This is a genomic window from Trueperaceae bacterium, from assembly GCA_019454765.1.
Lineage (GTDB): Bacteria > Deinococcota > Deinococci > Deinococcales > Trueperaceae > JAAYYF01.
The window spans coordinates 21,747-39,013 of record JACFNR010000015.1; the positions used below are offsets into that span (position 1 = coordinate 21,747).

The 17,267-nt window shown below is 71.9% G+C and carries 13 protein-coding genes; 9 read left to right on the plus strand and 4 right to left on the minus strand.

Features of this window, described 5'->3' with window-relative positions:
• Positions 1 to 10: 10 nt before the first annotated feature.
• Positions 11 to 1,723, minus strand: coding sequence for an ABC transporter ATP-binding protein (locus tag H3C53_06240; protein ID MBW7916270.1), 1,713 nt, complete (start codon positions 1,721 to 1,723; stop codon positions 11 to 13).
• A 152-nt stretch (positions 1,724 to 1,875) separates the two neighbouring features.
• Here H3C53_06240 and H3C53_06245 point away from each other — a divergent pair, with 152 nt between their 5' ends.
• Entirely contained in the window at positions 1,876 to 2,610 is a 735-nt protein-coding gene (locus H3C53_06245) for an AzlC family ABC transporter permease (protein MBW7916271.1), read from the plus strand.
• Positions 2,607 to 2,972: an AzlD domain-containing protein gene (locus H3C53_06250; GenBank protein MBW7916272.1), complete on the plus strand. Its 366-nt coding sequence runs from the start codon at positions 2,607 to 2,609 to the stop codon at positions 2,970 to 2,972. The genes H3C53_06245 and H3C53_06250 overlap by 4 nt, the downstream gene beginning before the upstream one ends.
• A gap of 60 nt (positions 2,973 to 3,032) precedes the next feature.
• Here H3C53_06250 and H3C53_06255 read toward each other — a convergent pair whose 3' ends face one another.
• Positions 3,033 to 3,674 carry a TRIC cation channel family protein gene (locus H3C53_06255; GenBank protein MBW7916273.1) on the minus strand — a complete coding sequence of 214 codons (642 nt, stop codon included), beginning with the start codon at positions 3,672 to 3,674 and terminating at the stop codon, positions 3,033 to 3,035.
• Positions 3,675 to 3,775: 101 nt separating this feature from the next.
• Here H3C53_06255 and H3C53_06260 point away from each other — a divergent pair, with 101 nt between their 5' ends.
• On the plus strand, positions 3,776 to 4,108 hold the full coding sequence (locus tag H3C53_06260; GenBank protein MBW7916274.1) for a cupin domain-containing protein: 333 nt from the start codon (positions 3,776 to 3,778) through the stop codon (positions 4,106 to 4,108).
• A gap of 24 nt (positions 4,109 to 4,132) precedes the next feature.
• Here H3C53_06260 and H3C53_06265 read toward each other — a convergent pair whose 3' ends face one another.
• Entirely contained in the window at positions 4,133 to 6,307 is a 2,175-nt protein-coding gene (locus tag H3C53_06265; protein ID MBW7916275.1) for a phage holin family protein, read from the minus strand.
• Between the two features lie 143 nt (positions 6,308 to 6,450).
• On the opposite strand from H3C53_06265, the gene H3C53_06270 reads away from it, so the two are divergent.
• Positions 6,451 to 6,828: a DUF4342 domain-containing protein gene (locus H3C53_06270; protein ID MBW7916276.1), complete on the plus strand. Its 378-nt coding sequence runs from the start codon at positions 6,451 to 6,453 to the stop codon at positions 6,826 to 6,828.
• A gap of 79 nt (positions 6,829 to 6,907) precedes the next feature.
• Positions 6,908 to 10,045 (plus strand): diguanylate cyclase, encoded by a 3,138-nt coding sequence (locus H3C53_06275; protein MBW7916277.1) that lies wholly within the window; start codon positions 6,908 to 6,910, stop codon positions 10,043 to 10,045.
• Here the strand turns inward: H3C53_06275 and H3C53_06280 are convergent.
• Complete coding sequence (locus tag H3C53_06280) at positions 10,042 to 11,244, minus strand: PLP-dependent transferase (protein MBW7916278.1); 1,203 nt, start codon at positions 11,242 to 11,244, stop codon at positions 10,042 to 10,044. The genes H3C53_06275 and H3C53_06280 overlap by 4 nt on opposite strands.
• A 194-nt stretch (positions 11,245 to 11,438) precedes the next feature.
• On the opposite strand from H3C53_06280, the gene H3C53_06285 reads away from it, so the two are divergent.
• From H3C53_06285 to hydA, 4 genes are all read left to right on the plus strand, one after another.
• On the plus strand, positions 11,439 to 12,920 hold the full coding sequence (locus H3C53_06285; GenBank protein ID MBW7916279.1) for a CoA-acylating methylmalonate-semialdehyde dehydrogenase: 1,482 nt from the start codon (positions 11,439 to 11,441) through the stop codon (positions 12,918 to 12,920).
• 127 nt (positions 12,921 to 13,047) lie between these two features.
• Positions 13,048 to 14,475, plus strand: a complete 1,428-nt coding sequence (locus H3C53_06290) for an NAD(P)-dependent oxidoreductase (protein MBW7916280.1) — start codon at positions 13,048 to 13,050, stop codon at positions 14,473 to 14,475.
• Complete coding sequence (gene preA, locus H3C53_06295) at positions 14,468 to 15,823, plus strand: NAD-dependent dihydropyrimidine dehydrogenase subunit PreA (protein MBW7916281.1); 1,356 nt, start codon at positions 14,468 to 14,470, stop codon at positions 15,821 to 15,823. Before H3C53_06290 ends, preA begins: the two co-directional genes overlap by 8 nt.
• Before the next feature lie 64 nt (positions 15,824 to 15,887).
• Positions 15,888 to 17,267 carry a dihydropyrimidinase gene (gene hydA / locus H3C53_06300; GenBank protein MBW7916282.1) on the plus strand — a complete coding sequence of 460 codons (1,380 nt, stop codon included), beginning with the start codon at positions 15,888 to 15,890 and terminating at the stop codon, positions 17,265 to 17,267.

Below are 17,267 nucleotides of genomic sequence, written 5' to 3' on the forward strand. Positions count from 1 at the left end.
CCTGCCACCCTCACACGCTCTGCGCGCGGTGCAGCAGGCGGTAGGTGCCCGGCCGCGCCAGCAGCTCCTCGTGGGTGCCCTGCTCCTCGATGCCGTCCTCGTCGACGACCACGATCCTGTTGGCGTCCTTCACAGTCGCCAGGCGGTGCGCGATCACCAGCGTGGTGCGCCCCTCCGCCAGCTCCGTTAGCGACTGCTGGATGGCTCGCTCCGTCTGGGTGTCGAGGGCCGAGGTGGCCTCGTCGAGGATGAGGATGGGCGGGTTCTTGAGGAATATGCGCGCGATGGCGAGGCGCTGCTTCTGCCCGCCGGACAGCTTCACCCCGCGCTCGCCGATGACGGTGTCGAGCCCGTTCGGGAGCTCCTCGACGAGCCGGTCGAGGCGCGCGCGGCGCGCCGCCTCGAGGATCTCCGCTTCCGTCGCGCCTATCCTGCCGTAGGCGATGTTGTCCCTGATCGTGCCGGCGAAGAGGAAGACGTCCTGCTGCACGATCCCGATCTGGCGCCTGAGGCTCGCCAGCGTCATGTCGCGCACGTCCATCCCGTCGATGGTGATGCGGCCGCGGCTCGGCTCGTAGAAGCGCGGCAGGAGCGAGCAGATGGTCGTCTTGCCCGCCCCCGACGGGCCCACGAACGCCACCGTCTCGCCGGCCGCGACGCGCAGGTCCACGTTCCGCAACACCTCGCGGCTGCGCTCGTAACCGAAGCTCACGCCCTCGAAGGCGATGTCGCCCCGCAGGTTGCTCACCTCCACCGCCCCCGGCCGGTCGGCGATGTCGGGCCTCGTGTCGATCAGCTCCGTGTAGCGCCTGAAGCCGGCGATGCCCTTCGGGTACGTCTCGATAACGGCGTTGATCTTCTCGAGGGGCCTGAAGAAGACGCCCACGAGGAGGATGAACGCCACGAAGCCGCCGTTGCTCAGGCCGCCCGTGATCACGAAGTAGCTGCCCGCCACCATGACGATCAGTTGGGTGAAGCGCATGCTGAGGTAGGAGAAGGCGTTGGTGGCCGCCATGATGCGGTACGCCTCCAGCTTGGTGGTGCGGTACGCCTGGTTGTCGCGCGCGAACAGCTCGCGCTCGTGATCCTCGTTGGCGAACGCCTGCACCACGCGCATGCCGCCCACGTTCTCCTCGATGCGGCCGTTGAAGGCGCCCACGCGGTCGTAGATGGCGCGCCAGTTCTGCGTCATGCGCCCGCCGTAACGCACGGTGAACCAGCCCGTGAACGGCACGACGGCCAGGGTGATGAGGGCCAGCGGGACGTTGACCGTGAACATCAGGACGAACGCGCCCAGCAGCGTCATGACCGCGATGAACAGGTCCTCCGGGCCGTGGTGCGCCACCTCGCCGATCTCCTCGAGGTCCTTGGTCAGGCGCGCCACGAGGTGACCGGTCTTCTGCTCGTCGTAGTAGCCGAACGACAACTTCTGAAGGTGGTCGAAGGCGTTGCGCCGCATGTCGGTCTCGATGTTGATGCCGAGCATGTGGCCCCAGTAGGTGACGGTCGCCATGAGGCCCGTGTTCAGCAGGTAGACGAGGGCGAGGGCCACCGCGGCCATCGCGATCGACGCCCAGTGGCCGGTGGGGAGGAGCCTGTCGATGAAGACCTGCACGGCGAGCGGGAACGCCAGCTCCAGGACCCCCGACACGACGGCGCTAGTGAAATCGAGCGCGAAGAGGCCCCGGTAGGGTGCGTAATGGGAGAAGAAGCGCCGCAGCACCCGCAGATGGTACATGAGGCAGGCCGCGGCCCCTGTTCGCGGGGTGGTGGCCGCGGTCGCGCGTCCGAGCCCCAGAGGGTCGGTCGCGTAAGCCCGGTCGTGCGGGCCCGTCCGTGGCGGCGACCTGCCCGTTCGGGCTAGGCTTGGCGGCCATGAGCACGCCCGCAGAGCGACCGCGCGTAGGCGACGGCCTCGTCGCCAGCCTGCCCATCGCGCTGGCCTACTTCCCCGTGGCGGTCTCGTTCGGGGTGGCCGCGGCGAAGGCGGGCTTCAGCCTGGCCGAGGCCACGTTCATGTCGGTAATCATCTTCGCGGGCGCCAGCCAGTTCCTCGCCCTCGCCCTCCTGGCCGGCGGCGCGGCGCCCCTGCTGGCGGTCCTGTCGCTGCTGGCGATGAACGCTCGCCACCTCCTCTACGCCCCGGCGCTCCTCGAACAGGTGAAGCGCCGCGCCGGCGCCGCGCCCCGGACCAGGTGGGCGTGGCTGTGGGCCTGGGGCCTCAGCGACGAGGTCTTCGCCAGCGCCATCGGCCGCGTGGCCGCGGGTTCGCTCGCCTGGCGCGAGGGCTGGCAGGCGGGCATCGGCCTGGGGGCCTACCTGGCGTGGACGTCCGGCACGGTCGTCGGCGCCGTGCTGGGCGGCGGCGCGTTCGAGCGCTGGCCCGCCGTCGACGCCGCCCTCGGTTTCCTTATGCCGGCGCTGTTCGTGTCGCTGCTCCTCGCCATGTTCGAGCGGCGTCACCTCCCGGCCGTGGCGGCGGCCGTGGTCGGTTTCGGCGTCGGCGCCGCGTTGACCACGCCCAGCACGGGCCTCCTCGTGGGGATGCTGGCAGGCGGCCTGGCCGGCGCGGTCGGCGGCGCCGGCCCGCAGGAGGGAGGGGCCGAGTGACCGCCACCTTCGTGATCGTCTGCGTGAGCGTGGGGCTCGGCACCTACCTCTTCAGGTACCTGCCGGCCCGCCTGCGCGGCGGCGAGCGGTGGGGCGCCGCGCGCGGGCCCCTGGGTCGCTACCTAGGCGCGTTCCTCGGCAGCGTCGGGGTGGCGGCGGTCGCGGCGCTCCTGGCCGCGTCGCTCGCTCCCTACCTGCCGGTGACCCTGGCGGGCGGGCTCGGCGGAGGCGCGCCGCGCGACGCCCTCGCGGCCCTGGCCGGCCTGGCGGCCACCGCCGCCGCCTTCCGGTGGCGCCGCGACGTGGCGGTCAGCACCCTCGTCGGAGCGGTGGCCTTCGGGGTGGCGTGGTGGCTCGCGTGAAGGGCGACGCACGCCACGGGCGGCGCCGGAACGTTGGGGCCGCGGCGCGGACCGGCCCCGTTACCGCCGGGGCGATCCCGGCGGCGGCTCGCCCCCGCCCGAGCGCGGCACCGGCAGGCGCAGCTTGAGCGCGCGGCTCCCGACTCGCACGACCAGCGTCACGATCACGGCCACCACGAGCGCGAGGCGCGGGTCGACGGCGAACACCAGGTAGTAGGCCAGGGCGCCGAGGGCCGCCGCCGAGGCGTAGAAGTCGCCGAAGCGGTAGAAGATGCCGGGGACCTGCCCCACGAGCACGTCGCGCAACACCCCGCCCCCCACCCCCGACACCGCCCCGGCGAAGACGGTGCCCCACGGACCCATGCCGTAGGCCATGCCCCGCTCCGCCCCCAGGGCGGCGAACAGCGCGAGGCCGAAGGTGTCGAGGGCGTAGAGGAGCCGGCTGTCCTCCCTCACGCGCCGGTGGACGAAGAACACGACGATCGCCGTGGCGGCCACGCCCCAGAGGAGCGCCTCGTTGGAGAGCGCGGCCGGCGGCAGGGCGCCCACCATGACGTCGCGGATGGAGCCGCCGCCGATGGCGGTGACGGTCGCCAGCACCAACACCCCGATGATGTCGAAGCGCCGGTGCACCGCGACCAACGCCCCCGAGGCGGCGAAGGTGAGCGTGCCGACCCAGACGAGACCGTCGACCCAACTCACGCGGACCTGCTCACGTGGCGCAGCATAACGAGGACGCCGCCCGCGCGGGCGGCAGACCTGGGTCAAGGCGGGACGCGCGCGGGGGTGGGATGCTGACACCGATGAACGCCAAGCGACACGACCTCACGGCCGCCATGCGGCCCGAGCCGACGAGCGCGGGGAAGAGCTTCCTCGTCAGGGAGCCGGGCCTCACGCAGGTACTCCTCACCATGGCCCCCGGACAGGGCATGCCGGTGCACGACCACCCGGGCGCCACCGTCAGCATCCTCGGGCTCGTGGGTCAGGCCACCGTCTACCTCGAAGGGGTCCCGAACCCCGTCAAGGAGCGAGAGCTCATCTCCTTCCCGGGCGAGCACCAGGTGAGCCCGCGCAACGACTCGGACGCGCTCGCCGTGGTGCTGATCACCTTGGCGGAACGGGTGCCGTCGGCCTGAGGACGGGGCGGGCGCGGCGCGCCCTCAGTCCTGGCCCTCGCGGCGTCGCGGCAGTACCACGCCGGCCAGCACGAGCACGGTCGACACCGAACTGACGCTCACCCCCACCACGGCCGCCACCCGGATGATGATGCGCTCCGCCGGGGCGGTGATGTCGGCCAGGGGCGCCGCCAGCACGAGCGCCGAGGCCAGCATCAACCCCACGAGCGAGATGCTGAGCACCATGCGCCTGAAGCCGCGCTCGAAGCCGCGCTCGACCGACTCGAGCCGCTGCGACAGGGAACTCGCGTCGACCTGCAGCGCCGTGCGGCCCCCCTCGAACGCCTCCAGGAGCCCGAGGGCGGCGCCCACCACGTTCGGCGCCCGCCCCGCCAGTTCCCGCGCGAACGGCGCCGCCACCTCCGGCACCAACCGGGTGGGGTCGAGGCGCTTGACCAGCAGCTCGCGCAAGGTGTGGAAGGCGATGTCGACCACCTCGTCGGCCCCCTCGGAGCCCATCAGTGTGCGCATGATCGCCTCGCCCTGACCGATCGACTTGAACGCCAGCGTGAACGAGCGACGCAGCTTGAGGCCGTTGCGCACGAGCAGGGTCATCAGCTCCGCCAGCAGCGCGCCGACGTCCGGGTCGGCGGCGTGCAGCACGAGGTGGTGGTTGAGGAGACGCCTCACGTCGCGCTCGAGGGCGGCCCGGTCCACGCCGGGGTGCGGCTGGCAGAGGGCCAGCAGCTGCTGCGCCGTCGCGCCCGGGGCGCGGTCGTGCAGCGCCCAGATCAGCTGGGCGAGGCGCACCCGGTCGGCGCGCGTCAGTTGACCAACCTGCCCCATGTCGAGGAAGACGATCTGACGCCGCTCCCGGTCGTACCAGACGTTGCCGCCGTGCAGATCGGCGTGGAAGAAGCCGTCCAGCACCACCTGCTCCAGTAGCGCCCGGAAGAACTTCAGGGCAAGGGCCCTGCGCCCGCGCTCGCTCAGGCCGAGCGCCGCCACGTCCGTGATCTTCACGCCCGTCACGCGCTCGAGCGTCAGGACGCGGCGGCCCGACCAGCCTGGGTAGACGGCCGGCACGTGCACGAACGGGAACTCCCGCATGTTGTGCTTGAGCTGCTCCGCCTGGTACGCCTCGTTGTCGAAGTCGAGCTCGGCCACGACCATGTCGGCGAACTCGTCGAAGAGGGGCGACAGGCCGAGGCGCCGCACCACGCGTAGGCGCGCCTCGAGCGTGGCGATGAGGTCGCGCAGGACGTTGAGGTCGGCGCGCACAAGCAACTCGATGTTCGGCCGTTGGACCTTCACGACCACCCTCGTGCCGTCGGGCAGCGTAGCGGCGTGGACCTGGCCCATCGAGGCGGCCGCCAGGGGCGTCTCCTCGAAGGTCGCGAAGGCGACGGCGAGCGGGCGCTTCAGCTCGCGCTGCACCTGCGCCGCCGCCTCGAGGAAGGTGAACGGCCTGACGTGGTCCTGCAGTTGCTCCAGCTCCTGGCGCCAGGTGGGCGGCAAGACCTCGCTGCGGCTCGCCACCAACTGCCCGAACTTCACGAAGGTGGGACCCAGCTCCTGCAGCATCAGGCGGAGCTTGACGGCGGGGTCCTCCTCGCTCAACCTCGGCCGCACGCGGTAGAGGAGGCGCTTCATGAAGTTGCGCACCGGCGCCAGGAAGGTGTAACCCACGGCGATGTCGACCAGGTAGGAGCGCAGCATGGCGATCAGTTGGACGGTGCGCAAGCTCTCCGCCAGGCGGTTGCGCTCGCCGCCCGGGAGCCGCTCCAGCCAGCGCCAGTAGGCCGGCGTCGAGCGCTCGTCGCCGGGCAGCCGCGGGCTATCGAACCCGACGACCGCGTCGAACGCGGCCACCAGCACGCCCATGAGCACGGCCCCGAGGGCGGCCGTGACGAGGCGCCGCGCCGGGTCGGCCCACCCCTCCTGACCGAGGTAGCTGAGGCCCAGGAAGATGAGCACGTCGATGACCATCGCCACCAGGCCCAACGACCAGATGTAGAGCCGGCCGCTGAAGAAGAGCATCACGGGGCGCACGAAGGAGTGGAGCGCCCCGAACACGAGCCCGACCACAACGTAGGCGAGCACGGGCGGCAGCAGCGCCGCCGGCGCATCGGAGCCGTGCGCCAGGAGGCCGGGCACGACGTTCAGCACCACCGCGGCCGCCGTCGTGTAGACGAGCAACCTGACGAGGAAGTAGATCATCGGCCCGTCACGCTCATGCCCAATCTTGCCACCTCCCGCGCCGCGCGGGGCGGCCGGTCCCACCGGCGGGGGGCGGCGTCATCCTAAGGGCGGATGCGGGCCCGGTCCGCGGCCGACTAACTTGGGGGCATAAGGAGGTCGCCATGAACGACACCGAGGGTGAAACGAGGAACGAACGGGAGGGCGCGGCCGCCACTGGCGCCGCCACTGGCGCCGCCACGGGCGCCGCCGCCGGTGCGCAGACCAGCAGGGGCGGAAGGACCACCACGGAGGAGTTCCGCGTCTCCGGGGAGGCCGTGGTAGCCAAGGTCAAGGAGCTCGTCCACGAGGGGAACGTGCGCCGCATCGCCGTGAAGAACGACGACGGCAAGACCCTCATCGAGATCCCCTTGACGCTCGGGGTGATCGGCACGGTGCTGCTGCCCGTGTGGGCGGCCCTCGGCGCCATCGCGGCCATGGTGGCCAACCTGACCATCACCGTCGAGCGCGTCGTCAAGGACGACGAGGAGAAGCCCGCCTGAAGACGGCGCGGCGCCCACCCCTGGCCGGCGGTGGGCGCCGCGTGACGGCGCCGTGACAGGGGGCGAGTAGACTGGCCGCGTGACGGTTTCCCGCGTGCTGGACGACCTGACCGGCGCCGCCGCCCGATCGGAGTTGGCGCCGGCGCTGGCCGAGTTCGCCGCCCGGCGCGACGCCGCCGGCGAGCACCACGCACTCGCCGTCATGGACGTCGACAACCTGAAGTCCCTCAACGACGTCTACGGTCACGCCACCGGCGACGCCGCCCTCCGTGCCGTGGCGGCGCGCGCGCTCGGCGCCCTCCGAAGCGGCGACCGGCTGTTCCGGTACGGCGGCGACGAGTTCGTGATCCTCCTGCCCGACACCGACCGCGCGGGCGCGGAGGCGATACTGCGCCGCGTTCACCAGCACGTTACGGCAGACCCGGTGCAGGCGGCGGTGTGGGTGTCCGTCGGCGTGAGCGTGGGCGTGGCCGCCACGGACGAAAGGGACGGGCGCGACCTGTTCACGCGCGCCGACGACCGCGCGCGCCGGGCCAAGCGCACGGGCCGCAACGCCGTGCTCGCCGACGACGGGGAGGCCGCGCCGCCCGCCGACCCGCTGAGCGGATCGCGCCTGCAGGGGCGGGACCCGCAGCTCGCCGCCTTCAGCGCCTTCCTGGCGACGCCGGGGCTCGCGGTGCTCCGGGTGGACGCCCCCGCCGGGGCGGGCGTGACGCGCTTCCTCGACGAGCTGGCCGTCAGGGCTCGGCAGGCGGGCCGGGCGGTCAGGCGCCTGGATGGGCGGGCGTCCCGCAGCGGACTCCACCTCTGGGCGCTCGACTCCGCCTACGCCGGTGTGGCGCACCACGAGGGCGTGGAGCGCGACCTCGCCGGGCTGATGGCCAACGACGCGGAGGCGCGCGGCCTGGTGCTCCTCGTCACGGCCGGGCCGTCGCTCGACCTGGGCAGCGTGAGGCTGGTGGAGGCCCGGCTCGGCGCCGGCGGCGCGAAGCTGGTGGAGGTCGTGGCCCCCGGCGCTCACGGCGCCTTCGCTCCCGATGAGCGGCTCCAGCTGACGCCGCTTGCGCCCGCCGAGGTCGGCGCGTGGCTCGGCGCGGCGCTGGGAGGGCCGCTCGACGGGCCGCTCGTGGCGGCGTTGACGGCGGCGGGGGAGGGGCTGCCCGGCCGGGTGGCGCGCCTCGTCGGGCGGCTCGTGGCGAGCGGGGCGCTCGTGCGGCGTGGCGGCGTGTGGAGCGCCGAGCCGAGCGCCGTGGCGCGCGAGGCGGCGCGGCTCGCGGCGGAAGGCGAGGCGGGGGAGTCCGGAGGTCGCGCCGCCCCCCGCGTCACGCTGCCCGCGTGGGAGACGCCGCTCGTCGGCCGGGCGCCGTGGCTCAGGAGCGCCGGCGCCACCGCGCGCGAGCACCGCCTCGTCACCCTGGTGGGCGCCGGCGGCGCGGGCAAGTCCCGGCTGGCCGCGCAGCTCGCGCTGGAGCTGGCCCACGACCCGGCGGGCGGCGCGGCCGACGGCACCCACTGGGTGGATCTGAGAAGCGTCGGCGGCGCCGGGGCGCTGCCCGGCGCCCTCGCCGAGGCGGCCGGACTCGAGGGCGTCGAGGACGCCGAGGACCTGGCGGCGCGCCTGGGCACGCGGGAGCTGCGGCTGGTTCTGGACAACGCCGACGCGGTCGCCGAGTGGGCCGGCGGCCTGCCGCGCCTGCTGGCGCGCGCCCCCGGTCTGAGCCTGTTGGTCACCTCGCGCATGCCGTTGCGCCTGCCGGGGGAGGTCGTGCTGGCCGTGCCCGCCCTGACGCATGTCGCGGCGCGCGAACTGTTCCGCCACGGGATGCGCCGCGTCGGCGTTCAAGACGAACCAGACGAGCGCCTCCTCGACGAGGTGCTCCTGCGCGTCGGCCGCGAGCCGCTCGCGCTGGAGCTCGCGGCCGCCTGGACGCGGATCCTGAGCGGCCCAGAGCTGCTGGCGAGGCTGGACGAGCAACCGGGATCGCTCGTGGCGGTGCCGGGCATGCAGCCACTCACCACGCGCTTCATCGACGTGGCGCGGCGGCTCATGAGCGAGGAGGAGCAGGCGGCCCTCGGGACGCTCGCCCTCATCCCCGGCGGCTTCACCGCCGAGGACGGCCGCGAGGCCAGCGGCGCCTCGGCGTTCTTCCTGCTGGCTCTGCTCGAGCGCTCCCTGCTGCGCCGCGACGGGGAGCGTTACTCGGTCCACTCCGCCATCGCCGAGCGTTTCCGAGCCGCGCTCGCGGACGTGGAGGCCGCGGAGGGGCGGGTGGCGCGCACCTACTCCGGACTGGCGCGGCGCCTGGGCGAGCTCCCCGGGCGCGAGCGGACGGAGCGGGGGTTCAAGCGGGTCGACGCGGAGCGCGCCAACCTCGAGAGCGCGCTGACCTGGCTGGCGAAGCGACGGGACGTCGCCGGGGTGTGGCCGCTCGTGCGGCTGCTGCGCGGCTACTACGACGTGCGGGGCAGGTCGCGTCGCGGGCTCGCCGTCTTCCGGCAGGTCGACGAGGCGCTCGCCGGTGCGGTGGACGCGGAGCTCCTGGCGTGGGTGAGGGAGGCGCGCGGGCTCTTCCATTGGCAGCGCGGCGAGGTCGACGCGGCCAGGGAGTGCGTGGCCGACGCGCTCGCGCTGCTCGCGCCGGGTGGACCGAACGCCACCTTCGGCATGGTGCTTAACACGGCCGGGATCGTCATGGACGGTGACTTCGACGAGCAGGTGGGTTACTTCGACGCCTCGGCGCGCATGCGCGCCTCGCTGGGCGACGAGTTCGGGGAGGCGCAGGCGCGCGGCAACGTGGCGTTGCTGCTGGCGTCGCGCGGGAGGCACGAGGAGGCGTACGCGGCCCTGCAGGTGGCGCGCCGCAACTACGTGGCGGTGCGGCACGACAGCGGGCTGGCGTTGACCTTGGCCAGCATGGCGCAGCAGGCTCACGCGGGCCGGTTGCCGGCGGCCGGGGCCTTGGCGCTGGCGCGCGAGGGGCTCGAGCTGGCGGAGCGCATCGGCTACCCCTACGGCGCACGCCTCGCCGCGACCGCCATGGCGGAGGTGTTGGCCGCCGGCGGCCGGGGCGAGGAGGCCGCCGCCGCGTTCGCGCGCGCCGCGCGCTGGGCCCACGAGGAGGAGCGCCCGGCCCTCGAGCACGACCTCCACGAGCGCGCCGCCGCGGCGCGCCTGGCCGGGCAGGCGGCCCTGGCGGCCGACCCGGAGAGCGCCTAGGCCGGCACGCCCACGCGCGCCGCGGCGGCCGCGGCCTGCACCACGTCGGCGACCAGGTCGTCCGTCGCCTCGACGCCCACCGACAGCCGCACGAGCCCGTCGACCACGCCCTCCGCCGCCAGCAGTTCCCGCGGCAGGAGCTGGTGGGTGGTCGAGGCGGGGTGGCAGGCAAGCGACGCCACGTCGCCGAGGGACACGGCGTGGTCGAAGAGGCGCAGCGCCTCGAGGAAGGCCGCCGCCGCGGGCAGCCCGCCGGCCAGCTCGAGCGACACCATCCCGCCGAAGTCGCTCATCTGCCGCGCCGCCACGGCGTGACCCGGGTGCTCCTCCAGGCCCGGGTAGTGAACGCGCGCCACGCCCGGTAGGCCGCGCAGGGCTAGCGCCACCGCCCTGGCGTTGCGGCAGTGCGCCGCCATGCGCAGGTGCAGGGTGCGCATGCCGCGCAGCAGCAGGTGCGCCGCGAACGGGTCGAGGGTGGCGCCGAGGTGACGCAGCCCCTCCATGCGGATGGGTCCGGTCAGCTCGACCGGTCCCGCCACGACGCCTCCCAGGAGGTCGCCGTGGCCGCTCAAGTACTTGGTCGCCGAGTGCACCACGAGGTCGATGCCGTGTTCGCGGGGACGCGTCAGGTACGGCGTGGCGAAGGTGTTGTCGCACACGCTGATCAGTCCGTGCGCCCGCGCCACCCGGCCCACTAGCGCCAGGTCGTGCACCCGCAGGTCGGGGTTGGTCGGCGTCTCCACGTAGAGCATGCGGCTGTGCGGACCCACGGCCCCCGCGAGCTCGTGGTCGGCCACGGCGCGCGCCGTCACGCCGAAGCGCGGCAGGAGGTCCTCCAGCAGGCCGCGCGTGCCGCCGTAGAGCGGCCCGAGGAGCAGCACCTCGTCGCCCTGGCGCAGCAGGCTCATGAACACGGCGGCGATGGCGCCCATGCCCGACGCGAACGCCACCCCGTCCTCCGCGCCCTCCAGCGACGCCACCTTCTCCTCGACCGCCCTGACGGTGGGGTTGCCGACGCGCGAGTAGACGTTGCCCGCCGACTCGCCGGCGAACAGGGCGGCGCCCTGCGCCATGCTGCCGAGCACGAACGTGCTCGTCTGGTAGATGGGCGTGACGTGCGCCATGGTCAGCGGGTCGTGATGCTGCCCGGCGCGGACGGCACGCGTGGCGAAGGCTCGCCCCTGCCTGTCTTGTTCCATGCCCGAGTCTACCCGCGCGGCTGGGGCGGGGTCGGTGCCGGGCCGACCGGCGGTGCGCGCGTCGGGGCCGAGGACCCTCCCTGACGCGTTCTTTGCCAACCGTCGCGCGGTAGGCGTACAATGCGCCTACCCAAAACCGGGCGCGGCGCAGGCCGCACACCTTCATATCTACCAGCAGGGATGGTGGCTCGAAGATGATCGAAACGGCTCAAGACCTCCTCAACTACGTGGGTGGCAAGTGGCAGCCCTCACGCTCCAGCGCGCGGCAGGACGTGCGCAACCCCGCCACGGGCGCGACCATCGCTCGCGTGCCCCTCAGCCCCAAGGACGAGGTCGACGAGGCCGTCAAGGTCGGCGTCCAGGCCTTCAAGGCGTGGCGCGAGACCCCGGTGGTCGACCGCATCAAGCCGCTCTTCAAGCTGCGTGAGCTGCTGACCGCCAACCAGGACGAGCTGGCGCGCACCATCACCAACGAGGCCGGCAAGACGTACGGCGAGTCGTTCGCCGAGATGGCCCGCGGCATCGAGAACGTCGAGGTCGCCTGCGGCGCGCCCTACATGATGCAGGGCACCAACAACGAGGACATCGCGCACGGCATCGACGAGCACATGATCAGGCAGCCGCTCGGGGTGGTGGCGGCCATCACGCCGTTCAACTTCCCCGGCATGATCCCGCTCTGGTTCCTGCCGTACGCGGTCGCCACCGGCAACTGCTTCCTGCTCAAGCCGAGCGAGAAGGTGCCGATGACCACGCAGCTCCTGTTCCGCCTGCTAGAGGAGGCCGGCTTCCCCGCCGGTGTCGTCGGGCTCGTCAACGGCGGCAAGGAGACGGTCGACGCCATCCTGGATCACCCGGACGTCAAGGCGGTGTCGTTCGTCGGCTCCACCTCGGTGGCCAAGTACATCTACTCGCGCGCCGCGGCCAACGGCAAGCGCGCGCAGTGCCAGGGCGGCGCCAAGAACCCGGCCGTCATCCTGCCTGACGCCGACATGGAGATGGCCACGCGCATCGTGACCGACTCGGCCTTCGGCTGCGCCGGCCAGCGCTGCCTCGCCACGTCCGTCGCCATCACGGTGGGCGACGCGCGCAAGGAGTTCACGGAGCGCATGGTCGCGGCCGCGCAGGCGCGCAAGGTGGGTTACGGCCTCGAGAAGGGCGTCGACATGGGCCCCGTCATCTCGGCCGAGTCGAAGGCCCGCATCGCCGGCCTGATCGACAAGGGCCTCAGCGAGGGCGCGCGCCTGCTCACGGGCGGCGCCGACGCGGACATCGACGGCTTCAGCAACGGCTACTTCGTGCACCCCACGCTGCTCGACGACGTGAACCCCGGTTCGAGCATCGCCAAGACCGAGGTCTTCGGGCCGGTCCTGTCGATGATGCACGCCTCCAGCCTCGACGAGGCCATCGACTGGGTCAACGACCGCGCGTACGGCAACCAGGCCTCCATCTTCACGACCTCCGGCAGCGCCGCGAGGCAGTTCCGCCACCAGGCCGTCGCGGGCAACATCGGCATCAACCTCGGCGTGGCCGCTCCCATGGCCTTCTTCCCGTTCAGTGGCTGGAGCGAGAGCTTCTTCGGCGACTTGCACGCGCAGGGCGCGCACGGTATAGAGTTCTACACGCAGACGAAGATCGTCATCGAGCGGTGGCCCCAGACCTGGAGCCGCACGTTCTGAGCTAGGCCGCTTCAGGCCCCCACGCTCGCGGTCGCCGTAGGGAGGTGGCCGCGAGCGCGACGTACCCAGAGTCGGCCCCGTCAGCGCCCGCGAACCCCCTACGTAGTAGCGGAGTCCCAGGAGGAGCATGGAGCACAGTGAGCTGTCCTTGGCGCAGTTGCAGGACTCGTTCTCCGAGACCTACCCGCGCTACACAGAGAACGAGGCGAGAGTCGAGGCCGACCGCTGCCTCTACTGCTTCGACGCGCCCTGCATAAAGGCCTGTCCGACCAGCATCGACATCCCCACCTTCATCAGGCAGATCGCCAACGACAACCTGACGGGCGCGGGCACCACCATCCTCGAATCGAACATGATGGGGCACTCGTGCGGCCGCGTCTGCCCGGTCGAGGAACTCTGCGTCGGGGCGTGCGTGCTCGGCCGCGAGCACCGCCCGATCGCCATCGGCAGGCTGCAGCGCTACGCCACCGACCACATCTTCGACAACGACATCCAGCCGTTCGACCTCGTTCCCGACACGGGCAAGCGCGTGGCCGTCATCGGCGGCGGCCCGGCGGGCCTCAGCGCCGCCGGCGAGTTGGCGCGGCGCGGGATCCGGGCGACCGTGTTCGAGAAGGACGAGTTCGCCGGAGGCCTCTCCACCTACGGCATCGTGACCCTGCGCGAGCCGACGCAGGTGGCGCTCGACGAGGCCGCCTTCGTCGAGAAGCTGGGCGTCGAGATCCGCACGGGAGTCGAGGTCGGCAAGGACGTCGGCATCGACCACCTCTTGAACGACTACGACGCCGTCGTGTTCGCTGCGGGCACCGGCCGCGTGCCCGACCTCGGCGTACCGGGCGAGGAACTCGGCGGCGTCGTGGAGGCGCTGCCCATGGTGCGGGCCAGCAAGCTCGCCTACCTGGACGGTTTGGATGGCTTGCGCGACATCGAGGTGGGCGACGAGGTGATCGTGGTGGGCGCGGGCAACACGGCCATCGACGCCGCCACCATCGCCAAGCGCCTCGGCGCCGAGCGCGTCACGATGCTCTACCGCCGCAGCCGCGCCGAGATGAGCGCCTACGATCACGAGGTCGACTTCGTGCGCAACGAGGGCGTCGACATCCGCTTCCTCACCCAGCCCGTCGAGATCCTGGGCGAGGGGGGGCGCGTGACCGGCGTGCGCTGCGTGCGCATGAAGCTCGGCGAACCCGACGCCAAGGGCCGGCGCTCGCCGCAGCCCGTGCCGGGCACCGAGTTCGTGCTGCCGGCCGACCAGGTCATCAAGGCCATCGGGCAGGAGAAGCTCGTCGCGCTGTACGACGCGGTCGGGGTGGCTCACCGCAACGGTTACGTGACCACCGACGCCGAACTCAGGACCAGCAACCCGAAGGTGTTCGCGGCGGGCGACTGCATCCGCGCCACCGGCCACGCCATCACGGTACAGGCCGCCGAGGACGGCAAGATCGTCGCCAGGGCCATCGCCAAGCAGCTGGGAGTGGCCGACGTCGAGCCGAACCCCACCCGCGGCCGTTTCCTTCACGCCACGGCGAACGACATCGCGAGGATCCATGGCTGACCTCACCACCAACTTCGCGGGAATCACCAGTCCCAACCCGTTCTGGCTCGCTTCCGCACCCCCCACCAACTCCGCCTACCAGATCAACAAGGCCTTCGAGTACGGCTGGGGCGGCGCCGTCTGGAAGACAATCGGCGATCCGGTCCTCAACGTCGTCAACCGCTACGGCCAGTTCCAGTACAACAAGAACCGGCTCATCGGTATCAACAACGTGGAGCTCATCTCCGACAGGCCCATCGAGGTCAACCTGAAGGAGATCCGCGAGATCAAGAAGCTCTGGCCCGACCGCGCCGTGATCGTGTCGGCCATGGTCTCCAGCAACGAGGCGGCCTGGAAGAAGGTGGTCCAGCAGATCGAGGACACCGGGGCCGATGGCATCGAGCTCAACTACGGCTGCCCGCACGGCATGAGCGAGCGCGGCATGGGCGCGGCGGTCGGGCAGGTGCCCGAGTACTGCGAGATGATCACGAACTGGGTCACCTCGGCCGCCAGCATCCCCGTCATCGTCAAGCTGACGCCCAACGTCACCAACATCATCCCGCCGGCTCACGCCGCCATCAACGCCGGCGCCGACGGCATCTCCCTCATCAACACCATCAACTCCATCACGGGCGTCAACCTCGACACCTTCGAGATGACCCCCAACATCGGCGGCAAGGGCGGCCACGGCGGGTACGCCGGGCCGGCCGCGCGCCCCATCGCGCTGCACATGCTGTCGCAGGTAGCGTCCGACCCGAAGTTCCAGGCGGCCGGCATCCCCATCTCCGGCATGGGCGGCATCGAGACGTGGCGCGACGCGGCGGAGTTCCTGCTCCTCGGCTCCACCAGCATGCAGGTCTGCACGGCCGTCATGCATTACGGCTTCCGCATCATCCACGAGCTGTGCGACGGCCTCTCGAACTGGCTCGACGAGAAGGGCAAGTCGTCCATCGAGGAGTTGCGCGGCGCCTCGGTGCACCGCATCTCCGACTTCGGCGACTTCGACCTCTCCTACCGCACCGTCGCCCTCATCGACGAGGACAAGTGCATCCAGTGCAACCTCTGCTACGTCGCCTGCGACGAGGGCGCGCACCAGTGCATCGACCTCACCAAGGACGGCAAGGTCGTCGACCCCGAGACGTACACGGGCGCCGAGCTCCTCCAGCCGGTGGTGCGCGAGGACGACTGCGTCGGCTGCGACCTCTGCAGCCTGGTGTGCCCGGTCGACGACTGCATAACGATGGTCGAGCGGCCCCCGAAGTTCGAGTCGGTCACCTGGAACGAGCTCCTGCGCACGCGACCGGAGGTGACCACGGACTGGGACGCCATGGTGGCGTTCCGCGAGGAGAAGGGTATCGAGATCCACTGAGCGTGACGCGGCGGGCGCCCGGCCGTACCGGGCGCCCGCTCACTATCGGCACGAAAGGACGAACGTGAGCCTGCTCATCAAGAACGGCGAGATCGTCACGGCCGCCTCCCGGATGCGGGGGGATATCTTCTGCGAGGACGAGACCATCACGGCCATCGGCCAGGGGCTGACGGCCCCCGCCGGCGCCGAGGTCATAGACGCGAGCGGCAAGTACGTGTTCCCCGGTTTCATCGACCCGCACGTGCACATCCACCTGCCGTTCATGGGCACCGTCACCAAGGACACCCACGGCACCGGCAGTCGGGCGGCCCTGGTGGGCGGGACCACCACCTACATCGAGATGCTGGCGCCGGCCAGGCAGGAAGACCTCATGCAGGGCTGGCGTCACTGGAACGAACTGGCCGCCGGCAACAGCGCCTGCGACTACACCTTCCACATCGGGGTCAGCAAGTTCGACGCCACCACCGAGGCGCAACTGCGCGAGATCGTGCAGCAGGGCATGACCTCCTTCAAGGTCTTCCTCTCCTACAAGGGCTTCTTCGGCGTCAACGACGAGGAGCTCTTCCGCACCCTCACCCTCGCCAAGGAGCTTGGCGTCAGGGTCACGGCGCACTGCGAGAACGACGAGCTGGTGGCCCAGCTGCAGGCGCAGCTGCTCGCCGCGGGCAAGACCGGGCCGGAGTGGCACGAGCCCTCGCGGCCCGAGCGGGTCGAGGCCGACGGCACGGGTCACTTCGCCACCTTCCTCGAGATAACGGGCGCCAAGGGCTACGTCGTGCACCTGAGCTGCGAGCCCGCCCTGGAGGCGGCGCTCGCCGCCAAGGCGCGCGGCGTCGACCTGGCCATCGAGTGCGTGGTGCCGCACCTCGTGCTCGACAAGACGTACGCCGAGCGGCCCGACTTCCAGGGCGCCAAGTGGGTCATGTCGCCGCCACTACGCGACAAGCGCAACCAGAAGCCCCTATGGGACGCGCTTGCCGCCGGGCTGATCGACACGGTCGCCACGGACCACGCCCCCTTCGACTTCGCGGGGCAGAAGGAGATGGGGCGCGGCGACTTCACCAAGATCCCCAACGGCATCCCCACCATCGAGGACCGGGTGAACCTCCTCTACACCTACGGGGTGAGCCGCGGCAGCCTGTCGCTCGAGCGCTTCGTGAGCGCGGCCAGCACCCGCGCCGCCCAGCTCTTCGACCTCTACCCGAGGAAGGGCACCATCGCCGTCGGCTCCGACGCGGACCTGGTCGTCTACGACCCCGGCTACCGGGGCCGCATCAGCGCCTCCACCCACAGCATGAACGTCGACTACTCAGGCTTCGAAGGCGTCGAGATCGACGGGCGCCCCAGCGTGGTGACGGTCCGCGGTCAGGTGGCCGTGAGGGACGGCAAGTTCGTCGGCGACCCGGGGCGCGGCAAGCTGCTGAGGCGAACCGCCGGTAGGTAG

Excerpts from the sequence above, each read along its gene's own strand:
- H3C53_06245 (MBW7916271.1), top strand. The coding sequence starts at position 1,876 with ATGAGCACGCCCGCAGAGCGACCGCGCGTAGGCGACGGCCTCGTCGCC.
- H3C53_06260 (MBW7916274.1), top strand. The coding sequence starts at position 3,776 with ATGAACGCCAAGCGACACGACCTCACGGCCGCCATGCGGCCCGAGCCG.
- H3C53_06265 (MBW7916275.1), bottom strand. The coding sequence starts at position 6,307 with ATGATCTACTTCCTCGTCAGGTTGCTCGTCTACACGACGGCGGCCGCG.
- H3C53_06270 (MBW7916276.1), top strand. The coding sequence starts at position 6,451 with ATGAACGACACCGAGGGTGAAACGAGGAACGAACGGGAGGGCGCGGCC.
- H3C53_06280 (MBW7916278.1), bottom strand. The coding sequence starts at position 11,244 with ATGGAACAAGACAGGCAGGGGCGAGCCTTCGCCACGCGTGCCGTCCGC.
- H3C53_06285 (MBW7916279.1), top strand. The coding sequence starts at position 11,439 with ATGATCGAAACGGCTCAAGACCTCCTCAACTACGTGGGTGGCAAGTGG.
- H3C53_06290 (MBW7916280.1), top strand. The coding sequence starts at position 13,048 with ATGGAGCACAGTGAGCTGTCCTTGGCGCAGTTGCAGGACTCGTTCTCC.
- preA (MBW7916281.1), top strand. The coding sequence starts at position 14,468 with ATGGCTGACCTCACCACCAACTTCGCGGGAATCACCAGTCCCAACCCG.